At 36.8% G+C, this 16,819-nt stretch carries 20 protein-coding genes; 7 read left to right on the forward strand and 13 right to left on the reverse strand.

The annotated features are described in order from the left end of the window. Positions 1 to 601 precede the first annotated feature (601 nt). The 3 genes from ME1_RS03960 to ilvC all read left to right on the forward strand — a co-directional run bounded on the left by ME1_RS03960 (position 602) and on the right by ilvC (position 4,452). Positions 602 to 1,723, forward strand: a complete 1,122-nt coding sequence (locus ME1_RS03960; RefSeq protein WP_004863553.1) for an ATP-dependent DNA helicase — start codon at positions 602 to 604, stop codon at positions 1,721 to 1,723. An 80-nt stretch (positions 1,724 to 1,803) separates the two neighbouring features. Then, positions 1,804 to 2,538 (forward strand): pyridoxine 5'-phosphate synthase, encoded by a 735-nt coding sequence (locus ME1_RS03965; RefSeq protein WP_004863555.1) that lies wholly within the window; start codon positions 1,804 to 1,806, stop codon positions 2,536 to 2,538. A gap of 894 nt (positions 2,539 to 3,432) precedes the next feature. Beyond that, on the forward strand, positions 3,433 to 4,452 hold the full coding sequence (gene ilvC / locus ME1_RS03970) for a ketol-acid reductoisomerase (protein ID WP_004863558.1): 1,020 nt from the start codon (positions 3,433 to 3,435) through the stop codon (positions 4,450 to 4,452). A gap of 100 nt (positions 4,453 to 4,552) precedes the next feature. On the opposite strand, the gene ME1_RS03975 is transcribed toward ilvC, so the two are convergent. From ME1_RS03975 to ME1_RS04035, 12 genes are all read right to left on the reverse strand, one after another. Beyond that, on the reverse strand, positions 4,553 to 5,953 hold the full coding sequence (locus ME1_RS03975) for an amino acid permease (RefSeq protein WP_004863561.1): 1,401 nt from the start codon (positions 5,951 to 5,953) through the stop codon (positions 4,553 to 4,555). 825 nt (positions 5,954 to 6,778) lie between these two features. Then, positions 6,779 to 7,345: a LysE family translocator gene (locus ME1_RS03980; protein ID WP_004863563.1), complete on the reverse strand. Its 567-nt coding sequence runs from the start codon at positions 7,343 to 7,345 to the stop codon at positions 6,779 to 6,781. A 61-nt stretch (positions 7,346 to 7,406) separates the two neighbouring features. Next, complete coding sequence (locus tag ME1_RS03985) at positions 7,407 to 8,015, reverse strand: fumarylacetoacetate hydrolase family protein (RefSeq protein ID WP_004863564.1); 609 nt, start codon at positions 8,013 to 8,015, stop codon at positions 7,407 to 7,409. Positions 8,016 to 8,132: 117 nt separating this feature from the next. Further along, positions 8,133 to 9,176: a tyrosine-type recombinase/integrase gene (locus tag ME1_RS03990; RefSeq protein WP_035011686.1), complete on the reverse strand. Its 1,044-nt coding sequence runs from the start codon at positions 9,174 to 9,176 to the stop codon at positions 8,133 to 8,135. 7 nt (positions 9,177 to 9,183) lie between these two features. Then, entirely contained in the window at positions 9,184 to 9,402 is a 219-nt protein-coding gene (locus ME1_RS03995; RefSeq protein WP_004864181.1) for a hypothetical protein, read from the reverse strand. A gap of 133 nt (positions 9,403 to 9,535) precedes the next feature. After that, positions 9,536 to 10,024, reverse strand: a complete 489-nt coding sequence (locus ME1_RS04000) for a DUF488 domain-containing protein (RefSeq protein WP_004863572.1) — start codon at positions 10,022 to 10,024, stop codon at positions 9,536 to 9,538. 67 nt (positions 10,025 to 10,091) lie between these two features. Beyond that, positions 10,092 to 10,715: a lambda exonuclease family protein gene (locus ME1_RS04005; protein WP_004863574.1), complete on the reverse strand. Its 624-nt coding sequence runs from the start codon at positions 10,713 to 10,715 to the stop codon at positions 10,092 to 10,094. A 1-nt stretch (position 10,716) separates the two neighbouring features. Continuing rightward, positions 10,717 to 11,493, reverse strand: a complete 777-nt coding sequence (locus ME1_RS04010; RefSeq protein ID WP_004863578.1) for an ERF family protein — start codon at positions 11,491 to 11,493, stop codon at positions 10,717 to 10,719. A gap of 71 nt (positions 11,494 to 11,564) precedes the next feature. Next, on the reverse strand, positions 11,565 to 12,134 hold the full coding sequence (locus tag ME1_RS04015) for an LbetaH domain-containing protein (RefSeq protein ID WP_004863581.1): 570 nt from the start codon (positions 12,132 to 12,134) through the stop codon (positions 11,565 to 11,567). Between the two features lie 512 nt (positions 12,135 to 12,646). Further along, on the reverse strand, positions 12,647 to 13,147 hold the full coding sequence (locus ME1_RS04025) for a hypothetical protein (protein WP_004863588.1): 501 nt from the start codon (positions 13,145 to 13,147) through the stop codon (positions 12,647 to 12,649). Positions 13,148 to 13,243: 96 nt separating this feature from the next. Beyond that, the gene (locus ME1_RS04030; protein ID WP_004863590.1) at positions 13,244 to 13,654 is read right to left on the reverse strand and encodes a hypothetical protein; all 411 of its coding nucleotides are present in this window, start codon (positions 13,652 to 13,654) and stop codon (positions 13,244 to 13,246) included. Between the two features lie 218 nt (positions 13,655 to 13,872). Next, positions 13,873 to 14,226, reverse strand: coding sequence for a helix-turn-helix domain-containing protein (locus tag ME1_RS04035; RefSeq protein ID WP_004863593.1), 354 nt, complete (start codon positions 14,224 to 14,226; stop codon positions 13,873 to 13,875). Positions 14,227 to 14,311: 85 nt separating this feature from the next. On the opposite strand from ME1_RS04035, the gene ME1_RS04040 reads away from it, so the two are divergent. The 4 genes from ME1_RS04040 (at position 14,312) to ME1_RS07960 (ending at position 16,005) form a co-directional block, all read left to right on the forward strand. Further along, on the forward strand, positions 14,312 to 14,548 hold the full coding sequence (locus ME1_RS04040) for a helix-turn-helix domain-containing protein (protein ID WP_004863594.1): 237 nt from the start codon (positions 14,312 to 14,314) through the stop codon (positions 14,546 to 14,548). A 379-nt stretch (positions 14,549 to 14,927) separates the two neighbouring features. Beyond that, entirely contained in the window at positions 14,928 to 15,260 is a 333-nt protein-coding gene (locus ME1_RS08100; protein ID WP_051017873.1) for a dATP/dGTP diphosphohydrolase domain-containing protein, read from the forward strand. A 12-nt stretch (positions 15,261 to 15,272) separates the two neighbouring features. Next, complete coding sequence (locus ME1_RS04050; protein WP_004863601.1) at positions 15,273 to 15,761, forward strand: hypothetical protein; 489 nt, start codon at positions 15,273 to 15,275, stop codon at positions 15,759 to 15,761. Positions 15,762 to 15,771: 10 nt separating this feature from the next. Further along, complete coding sequence (locus ME1_RS07960; RefSeq protein ID WP_004863603.1) at positions 15,772 to 16,005, forward strand: hypothetical protein; 234 nt, start codon at positions 15,772 to 15,774, stop codon at positions 16,003 to 16,005. On the opposite strand, the gene ME1_RS04055 is transcribed toward ME1_RS07960, so the two are convergent. Further along, positions 15,942 to 16,619, reverse strand: a complete 678-nt coding sequence (locus ME1_RS04055; protein ID WP_004863607.1) for a hypothetical protein — start codon at positions 16,617 to 16,619, stop codon at positions 15,942 to 15,944. The genes ME1_RS07960 and ME1_RS04055 overlap by 64 nt on opposite strands. Between the last annotated feature and the right edge of the window lie 200 nt (positions 16,620 to 16,819).

Below are 16,819 nucleotides of genomic sequence, written 5' to 3' on the forward strand. Positions count from 1 at the left end.
AACATTGCGACAAAAAGAAAAAGTTTGACTCAGTAGATTCAGTAGATGAAGAATTGCGCTTTTCTCATATTCTAGAGGACGAACCTGAAGTGCTACGCTAGACTGAAGCTATACCCCAGTTTTTTTATAATAGACTACCAAGAAGGCCATACTTACGAACCAGATTTTATTGTCGAAACAGAAAAATACATATTTGTGCGAGATAAAGCGTGCTTCATATAAGCGTGATGTTTCTCTTTATTCGTTGAGATATAATTTACACAAAATTACATTATTCTTATCCTGTTAAGGACATTTTTTCTAGCGAGGGTTTTGCAATTGCAATGCTCTTTTTCTGTTAAAAAAGTTTTGACCGCTTCGTTGATGTTTTTTTAATCTGTTCTTCATTATGGTGCACAAGTTTGTCTTTCATGCCTGAGTGAGATAATTGACGAGATTGTATGAAATATTCTGTACAAAAACAATTGCTATAATGGGTTATCATTGTGCTGTGAAAGTAGTGAAATATCTCTTTATGAAGGATTCTTAACAACAATTTTTTTTGAGAGTGTTTTTTTCTAAAACACTTGCTCTTTTTATGCGAATCTTATTTTGATAAACTATGCAATTTTCACCGGAACAGGATAATGCATTGAAGGCTGTTGCTGCGTGGTTAAAGGAAGGGCGTTCTCCGCTTTTTCGCCTTTTTGGCTATGCGGGAACGGGAAAAACAACACTTGCGCGCTATTTTGCGGAAACAGTTGATGGCTCTGTTCAGTTTGCTGCGTTCACAGGGAAAGCAGCACAGGTTTTACGTTCTAAAGGGGCAAGTAATGCTTGTACTATTCATTCACTGATTTATTGCCCGCGTGGAGAAGAAGAAGTTTCCGATGAAGTAACAGGAAAAAAGTCTATTGCACCAACATTTGCCTTAAATCGAAGAAGTTTGGCCGCGCAAGCTAAGCTTATTATTGTTGATGAATGTTCGATGGTAGACGAACAATTAGCGCGTGATTTAATGAGTTTTCGGACGCCAATTCTTGTGCTTGGTGATCCAGGTCAATTGCCTCCTATATCAGGGGGTGGTTTTTTTTCCAATGCTGCACCAGATTTTCTTCTCTCTGAAATTCATCGACAAGCGCGTGATAATCCAATTGTTCGTTTAGCTATGGATGTGCGTGAAGGACGCGATATTGTGTATGGTGATTATGGAGCGGCTCGCGTTGTTTCACGTAAAGAGGTGGATCAGAAATTGGTTTTAGATGCTGATCAGGTGTTGGTAGGGGTGAATCGAACACGGCATCTTTATAATAGGCGTTTGCGTGCTTTGAAGGAGTTTACAGCAGATTATCCACAAGCAGGAGATAAGCTTGTGTGTTTGCGCAATGATCCTCCTAAAGGTTTGTTAAATGGCTCTTTATGGAAAGTGATGACTTCACAGAAGGAAACTGTTAAACCAGCTATTAATCTTCTCGTTAAACCAGAAGAAAGCGAGCGTGGGGTGGCGAAGATTAAGCTTTTAAAAGCAGTGTTTGATAACCCTGATCAAGAGATTTCATGGCAATTGAAAAAAAGATATGACGATTTTGATTATGGGTATGCATTAACTGTTCATAAAGCACAAGGATCTCAATGGGATAATGTGGTTTTATTTGATGAAAGCTTTGCATTTCGTGATATGTATGCTCGCTGGCTTTATACAGGGATTACACGTGCAGCAGAGCGTTTAACAATTGTTCGATAGAAAAACTATCTTTATTTTCTATGATTATATTGGCAAATGTGTTTTTGTCTTTAAAACTACATACGAAAATGGGAGCGTGCATGGCAATAAAACTTTCAGTTAATCTTAATGCTGTTGCTGTTTTGCGCAATCGGCGTAATCTTCCTTGGCCAGATATAAAGCGTATTGGGCATATTGCACTTACAGCTGGTGCAGCAGGTTTGACAGTTCATCCGCGTCCAGATGAGCGACATATTCGTTTTGCTGATTTGTCAGATATACACTGTTTAATTAAAAGTACGTTTCCTACAGCTGAATTTAATATTGAAGGTTATCCGAGCGATACATTTTTGGATATAGCAGAAAACTATGCCAATCAGATTACTCTTGTTCCGGATGATCCAGCTCAGTCAACGTCTGATCATGGTTGGAATTTTGCTTGTAATGCAGAATTTTTAGCCCCCATTATTCAGCGTCTGAAAGCAAAAAAAATTCGTGTATCGTTATTTGCGGACCCTGTTGTTGATGGTCTTGATATTGCTAAAGCGATTGGTGCTGATCGTGTAGAATTTTATACTGGGCTTTATGGCGGTGCTTTTAAGGATAAGTCAAAACAGGATCAGGAGCTCAATAAACTTGTTTTAGCAGCAAGAAGAGCTAGAGAACTGGAATTAGGTGTTCATGCAGGGCATGACCTGACAGTTGCAAATCTTCCCGCTCTTGTCAATTGTATACCTTGGCTTGATGAAGTTTCTATTGGTCATGGGCTTATAGCTGATGCCTTAGAGTATGGAATGCATAACACAGTTCAGCGTTTTATTCGGCTTTTAGTATAAACTTTTTTCTCTCTATGATTGGGAGGGTGCACTTTTAGAAAGCTTCGTTAATTTATTCCTAAAAGCAATTTTGCGTCTCTTTGTTTAGAGAATAACACGAGTATGTATTATGATGGCGATAGAAATGCTACATTTAATTTAAAATAACGAACATACTTATTAGCCTGTAGAGGGAAAGGTTGTGAACAAAGCTTTTTAGCGTTGAAGAAAGTTGTTTTTAAAAAGCGGTAAATTAACGGTAAATTTCATGAGAAATATAAGATTTATATAAGTTTGAGTGAATCTTTTCAGGAAGAGAAAAATTTCATCTTTGTGGTGGAAGCGGGATGATCAGGGTAATTATGATGAGAATACAGACATTTATGGTTTTCAAGCAGCAATTACGCGGAAGTTTTTAAAAAGAGGGATATTTTTAGGATTGTACTAGACCGAGTTTTATGGAAGTTTTGCTGTGTTCTTCAATTGTAAATTCATCCAACTAAAATATGAGATATTATGGTGTGCTGTTGAAATTGAGTTTTTGTGTTCAAGTATAAAAATGATAATTTTCTTGCTATCCATTTTGATTTGGTTCATGTTAAAATCTACATAGTGTATCTAAGTTTAAGGATACAATGTTTCATTATACAGTAAACAAATAAAATATCAGTAGATGTATTTCTTTTCAAAAGTATTGTTTTTTTAAGTGATTGCTGAATTTTATTTGGGATCCGAATATGTTTTTTTGAAAGTTGGGGGAACGTAGTTTTCTGTATGAAAGATATAAATTTAAAAAAGATTATTCAATTGCTTTGTTATTCATAATATGTGAAGCACTTGAGATAATTTTTTACTTATTTATTCAATAAAATAAGCTGAAATTCAGTTTAAATAAAGAGAAAAGGAAGTATTTTTATGCGTGTTTATTATGATCGTGATGCCAAGATTGATTTAATTAAGGGAAAAAAAGTGGCCATTGTTGGTTATGGTTCACAAGGGCATGCACATGCCTTAAATTTAAAGGATTCTGGTGTTCAAAATGTGAAAATCGCTTTGCGTGCAGGGTCGGCGACAGCAAAAAAGGCTATGGTGGATGGTTTTGAGGTTATGAGTGTTGCTGAAGCAGCAAAATGGGCAGACCTTATTATGATGGCAACACCGGATGAATTGCAAGCTGATATTTATAAAGAGCATATTCATGATCATTTACGTGATGGTGCTGTGATTGCTTTTGCGCATGGTTTGAGTATTCATTTTGGCTTAATTGAACCCAAAAAAACTGTTGATGTTGTAATGATTGCTCCTAAAGGCCCAGGTCATACAGTGCGCAATGAATATCAACGTGGTCGTGGTGTGCCTTGCTTAATTGCGATTGCACAAGATGCTTCAGGGCATGCCCATGATGTAGCATTGTCTTATGCGTGTGCTCTTGGTGGTGGACGTGCTGGGGTGATTGAGACAACGTTTAAAGAAGAGTGCGAAACTGATCTTTTTGGTGAACAAGCTGTTCTTTGTGGTGGCCTTGTTGAGCTTATTCGAGCAGGTTATGAAACACTAACGGATGCAGGTTATGCGCCGGAAATGGCTTATTTTGAGTGTTTACATGAGGTTAAATTAATTGTGGATCTTATCTATGAGGGAGGGATTGCAAATATGAATTATTCGATTTCCAATACAGCTGAATGGGGCGAATATATGTCTGGACCACGTGTGATTACAGATAAAACAAGAGCAGAAATGAAACGTATTTTGAAAGATATTCAGACGGGTAAATTCACATCGAATTGGATTCAGGAATATAAAGCTGGTGCGGCTCATTTTAAAGGGATGCGGCGTTTGAATGATAACCATCCTATCGAAGAAGTCGGAAAAAAACTCCGCTCTATGATGCCTTGGATAAAATCTAACGCTTTGGTTGATAAAGAGCGTAATTGAAGTCTAATATCAGACACTCTGTAAAAAGCTTTTATGTTTTATATATGGATATCAAAAAGGGTAACTTTCGTTACCCTTTTATTTTTTTATGTACTGATTTTTATTGATTTTCTTTAACTGTTTTTTTTCTGACAAACATAAAGTACATTATACCTAAGAAAATAAACCACACTAGACTATATTGTAAGGCTATGAAGGTATCGGTTTCTAATGTCAATAAATAGAGCATGAAAGCAAAAAAAACTAAAATAATTCCGCACATGATAACACCTCCAGGCATTTTGTAAACAGATTCAGCATGCAGGTGAGGGTGATTGCGACGATATACGATATAACTAATTAAAATTACAGACCATACAAATAAAAACGCAATAGCTGAAATGCTGGTTACAATTGTAAAAGCACTTATGATGCTTGGAGAGAGCGATGTAATTGCATATCCTAATAAAATACATAAGCAAGAAAAGAATAGAGCATTGGCTGGAACATGGTATTTGGAAAGTTTTCCTAAAATGCGAGGAGCACCTTTTTGTGTTGCAAGTCCATATATCATACGGCTGGTAGAAAAAATACCACTATTTGCTGAAGAGGCAGCCGAGGTAAGAACGACAAAATTTACCAAACCAGCAGCTATCGGAATACCAGCAAGCCAAAACATTGAGACAAAAGGGCTTTGATCTGGAATAACTTGATCCCACGGTGTAACAGACATAATCACAGCGAGAGAAAAGATATAAAAGAATACAATACGAACCGGTATTGCATTAATTGCTTTGGGAAGAACTTTTTTAGGGTTTTTGACTTCAGCTGCAGTTGTTCCAGCAATTTCTATACCAACAAAAGAAAAAATGGCAATTTGAAATCCAGCAAAAAAACCTGTCATCCCTCGAGGAAAGATATCTCCATTGTTCCATACGTGATTGAGAGAGGCAACAGTACCATTTGGAGAAGTAAAGCCTGTCGCGATCATATAAAATCCAACAATGATTAATGCTAAAATTGCTACAACCTTGATAAGACCAAACCAGAATTCAAGTTCACCAAACATTTTTACGGCAAAGAGATTAAAGATGAGGAAAAAACCAATGCAAGCAAAAACGGTAATCCATGGATTAAGTGTGGGCCACCAAAAGTGCATATAAGTGATAATCGCAATAATATCTGCGGCTCCAGTTACAACCCAGCTCAACCAATAGCTCCAGCCAACAAAAAAGGCAATTCCTGGTCCTAGCATATCGGTTGAAAAATCAATGAGAGATCGGTATTGTGAATTAGAAAGTAATAATTCCCCCATAGCACGCATTACAAAGTATAAGGCACAACCAATAATAGCATAAACAAGTATGATAGAAGGGCCTGCTACGCTGATTGTTTTTCCTGATCCCATGAAGAGACCTGTTCCAATAGCACCGCCGAGGGCTATAAGTTGTACATGACGGTTATCTAATCCACGTTGCAATTTCTTCTGAGGATTATCTTCTAAATTTTGTGTATAGCTCATTTTTTAGGGGTTCCCTTTAATTATTTAAGATTCTTACACTGAAAAAAGTAATGTTTGATATCGAAGCATGATATAAATGAGGAGTAAAGGGAAAAAACATTTTTTATGTTTTCATGTGGATAAAAGCATATGAAACCAACAAAGGTAGGCTTACTTTAAAACGATGTAACAGATACTTGCGGGCAGAGTTTTAGTTGTCACTTAGATGACTGTTAAGTGGTTAATAAAAAGACTTCATATTGGCAATTGTTTTTAAGCCGTCTCAAACAGTTATAAGAAACGGTTTAATCCCATAAGTTAAGTGCTCTCGTTGTTTTAGTTTTTATAATGAAGAGATTTTTTATTTTCAGTCGAATAGAGTACAGAGTTGTCTTCTTGGTTTAAGAAAAAATGTAAATGTTAAATGATTTCTCATCACTTTATTGGATATCATAAATAGAAGATTGTTACTTTATTTTGTACAAAGAAAATTAGAAATCTATAGTTTTTTCATTTTAAATCAGTATTGGAGACAGCTATGAGCAGTGGACTTGTTATTAGACGTGTGAGTAATAATATTCTTACAATTTATAGCACCTCTTGATGGTAGTGAGGCAAATGGGATGGCTAGAATTTTTTCTCAAGAGACCATTCTTAATTTTAATGCTTAAAATTCGAAGTGTCTGTTAGATTAATTTATCGTTGCGCTACACAGAGAAAATGAAGAAGAAACACTGGGAGTATAAACTCTGACAGAGGATGGATATCGCTGTTAAGAGTGGTAGAAAAACAAAATTATGGGACGATTGATCTGCCAATTTTCAACTTATTATAGTAAAGATAAATTTATCCAAAAAAAATGAAAAAAGAAAACAGAGATAAAACTGTTCCCGTTGCTATATTCATATATCCTTTTACGCGTTGCTTTTTAAAAATTGCATGAGCAAATGATATAAAAATGGTCATCAAAGTAAACCATACAAATATGTTGAAGGAATGTATTGTTACAAGTTCAAATCCTTTTTTAATGCCACCGCCTGAAGACAAGAATTTTGGGAAAGCAGCTATGTAGAATATTGATACTTTAGGGTTTAGTATTTGTGTCATAAAACCGTCTATGTAACTGGTTAAGATCTTTACTTGACTTACAGGATGATTTTCATTCTTTGATATTATTTCTTTGGAATTTAAGCTGTTAATTTCAGATTTAAGAGATTTAATTCCCATGTATAATAAATAGCAGCCACCCATTAGTTTTACTAAAAAAAAGAGTGTTTTGTTGTTGAGAAGGATTGCTGATACACCTAGTATGGAAAATACCCCATGCACATATGTTGCTGTACAAAGCCCTGCAACGTTAGCAAATCCGTTCTTTTTCCCCAGTCTCGTTGCATTATCGATTATAAGGGCCATATTCGGCCCAGGTGATATGACCAAAAAAATGAAACTATAAAAAAGGTCAGTATTTGATGATTCATTTTACCTTTATTTCTGAAATTAATGTATCTTCGATATACAATTCTATTCTATCAGACTGAGAAAGTTTACCTACTCCCTGTGGAGTGCCTGTATATATTATATCGCCATTCTTTAACTGAATGTAGCTACTCAAGAATGATATTATTTTTCTAAAGCTAAAGATCATATGTTTCGTATTACCAAGTTGTCTGGTTTCTCCATTGAGCTTCATTTCAAAGGTTATTGGATCTTTTATTTTTTCCTTGTTTATGAAGTCAGAGACGTATGCAGCTCCTTTGAATCCTTTAGACAAAAGCCAGGGAAGCTTTTTGTTTTTCAGTTTTGTTTGTAAATCCCTCGCTGTGAGATCAAGACCTATCGCTATGGCATCATAGCATTCTTCAGCTTCCACTTCATTAACCATAAAAGTGTTCTTTGAGATCCTTAGCACAATTTCAGTTTCGAAATGTATTTCTTTGGAAAAATCGGGAAGATAAATTTCATTTCCTAAGATAAGTGAACTGCTCGGCTTGCTAAATATAACAGGTTCATCTTCAACAACATTGCATAGTTCATGGGCATGTTCAACATAATTGCGTCCAACACAGTAAATGTTATTAATCATCGGAAAAGCCCTTAAGTTTTTCATTTTCTTTTTGGAAATTTAGATGAAATAAAATCAAATAATTATTCCTAATGTAAGGGATTGGGTGGTTATTGATTCTATTACGTTTTTTTACCACTATCCCTCACTTTTTTGGAGCTTTTTTATCGCTTCTATAGCTAGTTTTTTGCGATCTGCGCTCTTGGTATAAAGAGATGCCATATCATCATCTGTCCAACCAAAAAGTGCTTTCAATTGTGAAACTGTTGCACCGGAATTAGCGGCGCGTGTTGCTGCTAATTTTCTCAAACCATGTGCTGATTTTTTGATACCTGCTTTGATACAGGAATGACGAAATAAAACCCCAAAGCTTTCTTTGGGTATTTTGTTTCCACGTTTATTACAAATAAATGTTTCTTCTCCAATAGGACCAATTTTAAGAGTTTCTGCTAATTCAGGCAAAATGGGTAGAAAAACATCTGTTTGGAATTTACTTTTCTCTGTTTTGAGATGAATGATATTATCTTTGACGTCTTTCCAACCAATGCGAACAGCATCACCACGACGCAAACCCGTGTAAAGAAGGACATCAATCCAGACGCGTTCATGCGTTCCTAGAGCCCATTTTTGATAATATTTCTCAACATCTTCTTCTGTCCAAACAGGAAATCCATCTTTGTTTTTTACAGGAGGTCTTTTTATCCCTAAGGCTGGATTATCTTCTAAAAGACCTTGATCAATAGCCCAATTAAAAAGGCTATTAAGTGTTTTCAGAAAGTCTCTAGCCATTGCAGGTGTTTCTTTACGCCTTTCAACACCGGCTATGATATGTTTCTTTTCAATGGCTTTATAAGGAATATTCCCTATGGAATCGCACACCTTCATAAGGATGTATTCTTTTTGTCTTTTCGTAGCCTTAGCAAAGCTATGCCAATGGGAGCTGTTAAAATACTGTTTAAGCAGCCATGCAAATGAACCTTCAACAAGTTTTCCTGTTTTGGATTTAGGGAGTATAAGCCCTTGTAATTCGGCAAGTGCACTTTTGTAATTGTCAACAAACTCTTGTGTTCCATAGGTACCACGTATTCTAATACGTTTCCCATGACCAATACGCGCATACCATGTAATTTTACCATGGCGTGTGATTTCTTTGACAAGGTGAGGGGGGCGTGGTTTTGGCATGGCAATTTCACATCTTAGAGAGCGCATCTTCGTAATATTCATTCTTTGACAAATCGAATAATTTGTCTGGATGCGCGGCTGCGGTTGGTATTGGGATATCGGATTTGAGATAGATGAGGAGTTCACCGGTAGGTTTGATTTCTATTAATTCACACCCTTGTTTTTTTGCTTCTCTTAAAGCGCGTGCAATAGCTGGTTGCGTTATGGTAGCGGGGCGTGGCGCCATGTCTGTTCTCCCTTCATTAGATGCAATTTGCCCGTGACGTGAATCACGCATTACTTGAAAGTTGTTATGAGAGGGTGGGGGTGCTCGGGGTGTATGGAGCACTCTCATTTAAAAAAATTTGCAAGTTTATTTTTTAGATGTGTTTAATTTCATATTTCCAACCTTGTAATTGCGTAAGAGCCAAGGCTATTCTTCCTCGATGACACATGCATACATCAGATTCAAAACAGGTGATTGCAACACGCCTTTTGTTTAAAAAAATTTGATATAATTTGTTTATCGCACAAGAATTATTCTTGAGAGTTGTATTTTGATAATCTTCAAAAAGGCGGTCATAATCTTTTTGTGTTTTCAAATTTCTTCGTTTTTCAGAAGCAATTCCAAGTTCAGGCATATGCATATATTCAATATCAATGTTGTTTACAGCTTTCTCTAATTGTCTTTTTGAAAATCCGTATTTTCTGCTTATTGGATTTTTACGAACATCACATAAAAGTTTAATATTATTTTTGATAAGTTGATTGAGATAGTCCTCAAAGGATTTTCCTTCATAACCAATGGTAAAGAAACAAAAGTTCTCATCTTTAATATGCGGTATGATGATATGTTTGATGTTACACACGTTTAATTTCCTTATGCGAAAGGGTGGGGGTGCTAAGAAGACTTTAAAAAACGCACCCCCATAGGGATTAAGCAGCTTTTGTTGAGATCTTTTGTATCTCTTGCTCTATGTCTGCTAAAAAGGCTTCAACAGCTTTATTGATCTGTTCAATTTGTTGATCATCACGGTGGATGCGTTTGACTTTCATACGCAAGTGAAAAGATTCCCCCGTGAACCGTGGGTCATAGCTTACGAAATCACACCATTTGCGTCCTGTACAAGCCATTTGGAATTGCATTTGTGCATGATATTCAGGCTTGATTTCGTTATCTATACAAAAGCGCGTATGGGTTGCGGATCTAGGACACTTGACTTCGATTAAGCCGTGTTCTCCAATAAGCCCATCAGGGCTAGCCCCCGCCATTTCTATTTCGGGGTGTTGAATAAAGCCGCATTTTATTATATCGGCATCATAAATGAATGCATATTCTTTGAGTGCATCATCTTCATGTTCAACGCCCCATCTCATATCTTCAGTTTCATAATGGGGGCTTATTTCCCCTGTTAAACGTTCAGTGATGAGTTTGATTTTGTAGTCTTCATATTTGCTCGTAGGCAAGCCTTTTGCTGTCTTACTGAGGATGTTATACACATTGGATGCGGTGACTTTGCCTAGCCTTGCTTGAAACCACTCTGCTGTTCTTTGTTCCATATCACACCGCCGTTTGTTGCTCTTGTGGTGGTAAGGATTGTTGTGCTTTATTCATTTGCTTGCGTTGCTTTTTTTTCAAAGAAAACAAAGCGTTTTGTGCTTGTTTATAAGACATATCTGTGAATTTTTTTACTCCTATGAAAGAGAGAAGTTTGCTTTCATCCGTTTGTGTCTGTTCTATTAATCCTCTGATCTGATTCATTTGTTCAGGAGTGACACCTGAAAGAAGTGTTATTCCATCTGTATCGTCTTCTTTTCTTGCGACATTAAGAAGCATGCCTAAGAGATATCTACGTGCGTAGGTGAGAGTAGAACCAACCGCTTGTATGTTATTTTTGCTCCCTGTAGCGTCAAAAGGAAATGTTCCTTCTGTTGATATTTCATTGCCTGATATATGCTTTAAAGTCATTTCTACAGTTACGTTGTCTGAACCCTGCTCTTTGATACGGGAGAACAAGGCAAAGTGATGTTTTGCAAGAGGTTCTTTGATTGCATCAATATATTTATCAAGCGTTGTATAGAGACTTTTAGTATGTGTATTAATGGCGTTTTGTTCGATACTTTTGTATTCCATTTGCATCGCGGAAAGATCACGGACAAAGTTTTGGCGCTCTTGTCGTTCTATCTCTTTTTCTCTTAAATCAAGAAGACGCTGTAAGCGATCCATGTCGGCGTTACCTTCTAAGGCTTTATTTAAAATGCGTTCCATGACAGTTTGTTCGACGGCTAAATGATGTGTTCCTTCAATTTCTATTAGGTTAGTGTTTTGTTCACTCATCTTGATTTCCTCAATTGCGCGCAATTCACCCGTGACGTGAATCACGCTTGTTTTAAAAGTTGGTTGTATGGTTAGAAACGGCTTATGTAGCTTATATCGCTTGCTGAATAGTCACTTTCGTAGATGATTGAATTGCGTCCACGAATTTCAAGATTACCAGAAATATTTACATTATCGAAAATATATACTCCATCTAGAATTTTCATATTTCCAGAAATATGTGCTTTATCACTTATATAAGCATCTCCATAGACACGGGCATTGCCATAAACATGGCCCAAAACTCGAGCCTCACCATAAATTTGTGCATTGCCGTAAATTTGCGCATCATATTCAACATATGCTTCACCGCAAACTTTTGCATTTTCATAAACACGCGCCCTGCCTGTAATTTTTGCGCGTTCAAATATTTGTGCATTGCCGAAAATCTTAGCGTCACCATAAACCATAGCTTTATGCCAAACCCAACAATCGCCTTCATGCGATAGATTGTCTTCTTTTTGTATATAGCCGCCTAAGTAACCTTTTTTAATATTTCTAAAATCTCTTAATGCACGTATGCGATAAAGTTTTTTACTTTTATCGGTTCTTGCATCATAAAATTCTTTTATTTCATCAGTAAGTTCGTATTTCTTTTCCATGGCTTATTCCCTTGATTTGCGCACAGTCCACCCGTGGCGTGAATCACGCTTGTGTTAAAATGGTTGTTTGTGTGGTTAGAGTTTTGTCTTTATAGGCTGTACAATTCGATCAATTGGAATGCGTTTTACATATGCACAATGATCAGAATATAGCGTCAATATGAAAGATTCATCTGAGTTTGGTGGTATCATTTCAAATCCAGTGCACGCAAACGGTCTAAATTCGTATGAAAATGTAAAGCATTGCGATTTTTTAAGTTCCATTTGAACGACATTATCTTCACTTAAAAAAGCATCTACTTTGTCTTTCGAAATTATGGTATCTACATAGGGCTCGCCCTTATCTCCAGAGATAGTAATACAAAGTTCACCTAGATTGTGGGTATTTCTCAAAACTAACTGCGAACACAAAGTAGGTTTAATTTCATATTTATACATGGTTTATTCCTCCATTGCGCGCAATTCACCCGTTGCGTGAATCACGCTTGCGTTAAAACGGTTGTTGTTTGTTGTTAAGTTTTTATGTCTTGAGGTATTCTTGTGTTTCCACGAATATCGGCTAGTCCACAAACCTCGGTATTTCTAAAAATCTTGACTTGGTCATAAATGCGTGCGCTATCATACACTTTTGCATTTCCGAAGATGTCAGTACTTTTATTAAAATCACCTTTTACAATAGCATTCCCATAAACTTGTGCATTATGATAAACATTCGCATTACCATAAATCTTGGCATCACCATAAATTTGCGCATTATCAAAAACGCGGGAACAATTAAAAATCTTAGCATTCTCAGAAACATAGGCGTTATCAAAAACCTTAGCGCTCTGAAAAACACAAGCATTACCTCCAACCCAACAATTGTCTTCATGACTTAGGTTATCTTCACTTTCTACCCAGCCGCCTAAATCACCTTTTTTGACATCACCAAAGTCTCTCAATGCACGTATGCGGTAAAGAGTTCGATTAGCAACCTTCATTGTTTCATCAGTAAGTTCGTATTTTGGTTCCATAGTTTATATTCCTTTTAGTTAGACTCTGCCTTTGTCGTTCTTGAGAAAGAACGGCATTGCTTTGTGTGGTTAATTTTGTGAAAAGGGAGGCGTCTTTTAAAAACGCCCTGTATAGTGAGGGTAGTTTGGAATAACATCCCAAAGAGTTAAGCGGTTTTGCTCTTCATAAGTCCCGTAAATTTTATCCTGATATCTCTGCTTTTCGATTTCTTCTAAAAAAAAACCGTATGCATCACTGTCTTTAACAAAATCGTGAGGGATGATGCCATCAAAACACTTTTGCTCATGATGTTTAATGTAGAACTCTGCGATATCTTCAGAGATATCTTCACAACGGTTAATTGCTGGTTCTACACGGAAGATTTGAACGGCATTATCGGTTTCATCAATAAAGTCGATAACGTCCTTTTCTTCAAAGAAAGGTCCATATTTAGCAATATTTTCTCTTTCATCATTGCATATCACTAAGAGAATTTCATCCTTTTTTATCAAGACAGATTTGTCCACAACAGCCTCCATACATCCTATTGGCAATGGTTATTTTCTAAGGTATGAAAGGATTAATATGCGCATATTGCACATATGTCAATAAAAAAAATTGTGCAAGATGAACATATTTTGGAAAGTGTTATGTTTTTTTGGGAAAGATAAAATGCTTGATAATGATTGGCATATAATGAAAGCAGCAAACAAGCTAAGCGTAGACAAAAAAAGAAGATTAATTATTATTCTTCGTCTTTTAAGGTATCTAAAAGACGAAGAAGCCACTGTTTCTTTTCAGGAGATATATCCTTTAAAGCGTTAAAGATTTCTTCTTGGAGCTCGCGGTCTGAGAGAGTAGTTGTAGATTTTGTTTTTATACCCTGTCCTTCACCTGTTAATAACCAGCCTATACTTACGTTAAAGGCTTTTGCATATCTACTTGCGGCTTTATTGATTCCGCGGACTCCCTGTTCATGTTGTACATAAGTATAATATGGCCAACCATAATATTGAGCCGCTGCGCGGGCTGATTTAAACCCTTTAGCAATTCTTGCTTCTGTCAAGCGTATAGCTTGATCTGGTTTTTGTTCTTGCATGCGATTTCTCCTTTTCATTCATAATGCACATATTATATGTGCTTTTCGACTTGACTTTTTTCTGTGCATATTGCACATTTCATTTATGAATGAGATAGAAGCAAAACAATTGAGAAAACATCTTAATCTTACGCTGGATGAAATGGCGGCGTTGTTAGGAGTCAATAGATCAACAGTATGGCGTTGGGAGAAGTATGGTGTTCCTTCAAGAGGAACGGTTGCTTATCTTTTGGAATCTTTACGGAATAAACATTTTTCTCCCATGTCTAAAATTGCAAGAAGCTCTCGTGTTGATAGCACGGGTGAGACTTTGCAGCCTTAAGGAGATGATGATGGCTGTAAGAAAGAAATATGAACTTACTGATGAGATAGCCCAAGTTGGTGATAAACTTCTCTACCGTATTAAAGCATTAAGAGATTTTGATGATGTCAAGGCTGGTGACCTTGGGGGATATATCGAAAAAGAGAGCAACTTATCACATAAAGGGAATTGCTGGGTTTCAGGGGTTGCTAAAGTTTCTGGTGATGCTCAGGTTTTTGGCGATGCCAAGGTTAGCGAGTGCGCCATGGTTTTTGACAATGCAAAAATTTATGACAATGCCAAGGTTTGTGATGCCGCGTGGGTTTTTGGCAATGCCAAGGTTGGTGGATATACCACGGTTAGTGGCGATAAAGAAGTTGGCGGTAACGAAGAAGACTACATGTGTAAGAGCGCTTCACATAGCACAAATGAAGCGCATAAGAGTGATGATGGCAAGGCACGTTTAGAACTTATACCCCCGTCAACTTTGATTGAAATCGGTAAAGTTTTAGAGTTTGGAGCCAAGAAATACGGAGCAAACAATTGGCGTAACGGCATGGATTGGAGCCGGTTACACGGCGCTGCTTTGCGTCATTTATTAGCATGGTTTGATGGAGAGAATAAGGATGTCGAGAGTGATTTATCACACTTGGCACATGCGGCTTGTTGCCTTCTTTTCTTAATGGAAAGCGAAGCAAAACAGATTGGTCATGATGACCGCCCTAACAGTTAAAGGAGAAACAAAATGGGTTTAGTTGACGTGGTATTGATAGTTTTATGTGTGACGATTGGTTCTTTCCTTTGTAGCGCGTTGGCGTTGTGTTGTGCAGTTAGTTATCGCCGTAGAGCTATAGCTCTTAGATTGAAGGTTAATAATCTTAAGGAAGCATGCGATCAAGTTAAATCCCTTAAAGAGGAGGTTAAAGAACGCGACGAGAAAATTGAAGAATTGAAGCAAGAGGTTAAAGAATATGACGAGGGAATTGAAGAATTGAAGCAAGAGATTGAAGAACGTGAAGAGAAGATTTCAAGACTAAGAAACCTGCTTAAGGAGCGTGATGAATTATTAATGAAGAAATGCGAAAGGATAACGGAACTACGACAAGATGTTCAATCACGTGATGAGACGATTAAAGCACTCAACGATGAGATTTCAAAACTAAAACAAGATCTAAAGACGCGTAATGAAGCAGTAAAAGCGCCGCCTCATAAGAGTAAGAAGAAAAGTAAGTGAGGAGAGAAAGATGAGTTTAGTAGCAATTATTATTTCCTTAATGGCGAATGTGATTTCGTTTTATTCTGTTCATGACTCTTATAAAAGATCGCAAAGGCTTAGAAAAGAGCTAGATGAAAAAGATGAAATAATGCGTATGAAAGACGGCATGCTTAAAATATTAGCTTCTCCTAATGATGTCTATTCTTCAAAAGGTAGTAAAAATTCTGACCAACATTTTGTTTCAAGAACTTTTTCTGGATGATTTGATGAAGTGTGTTCAATGATAAAGACTACCACACTTTCGATATCTGGTTTTAGGTGGCGAACCGTGAAAGTAAAGGATATTTCTTTATCTCCCTTTAGATTAAAACAATCGCATATATCCTGTGACTCTAAATCTGCCGGAGAAGTGCTATTAAAATCCATGCACTTTTCATCTTCAGGGATTAAACATGCTACAGTAGAACTAAGAAAAGAAGTACCATGAACAAATGCAAATGGGCTTTCATGGGGTATCCGAAAATTATTTACTTTGATTACTCGTTTTGTAGGATTTTTTATGATTACACTTATATTAATAAGGAGACCTTTATCGGTCCTATATGCACGTGGTGTCTCTTTTATAGTAGCTTGTAGCTTTGGACCTAAGTCTCGTGTTTGTTTTTCCTCCCATAAAATAGAGACGTGTTCTTTTGCGGTTTCAGATTGGCTTTTTAGATGGTCTAATTGCTTTTCTACATTGCATAAATCTTCTTCTCGAATTTTACTAGCTCTTCGTAAATCTTGTTTTCGGTTTCTATCATTTAGCCATATTCCAAAGAATGATAACATAAATGATGCTATGCTAATTATAATAGCAATAGTATCTTTATCCATTTCTCATACATCTTTCTCCCCCCGCTTATGGGAAAACAGCAATTTTATAAAACACATTTTGTATGGAGCGGGGCGGTGATTAACACGATTCTTTGTTTTGATCTAGGTACGAAGATGGGCTGGGCGATATGTGGAGCAGATGGTCACATCTTCAGTGGCACGGCGAATTTTCAAACGAGCCGTTTTGAAAGCAAGGGTAG

The sequence above is a fragment of the Bartonella vinsonii subsp. arupensis OK-94-513 genome, assembly GCF_000278235.1.
Taxonomy (GTDB): Bacteria; Pseudomonadota; Alphaproteobacteria; order Rhizobiales; family Rhizobiaceae; genus Bartonella; species Bartonella arupensis.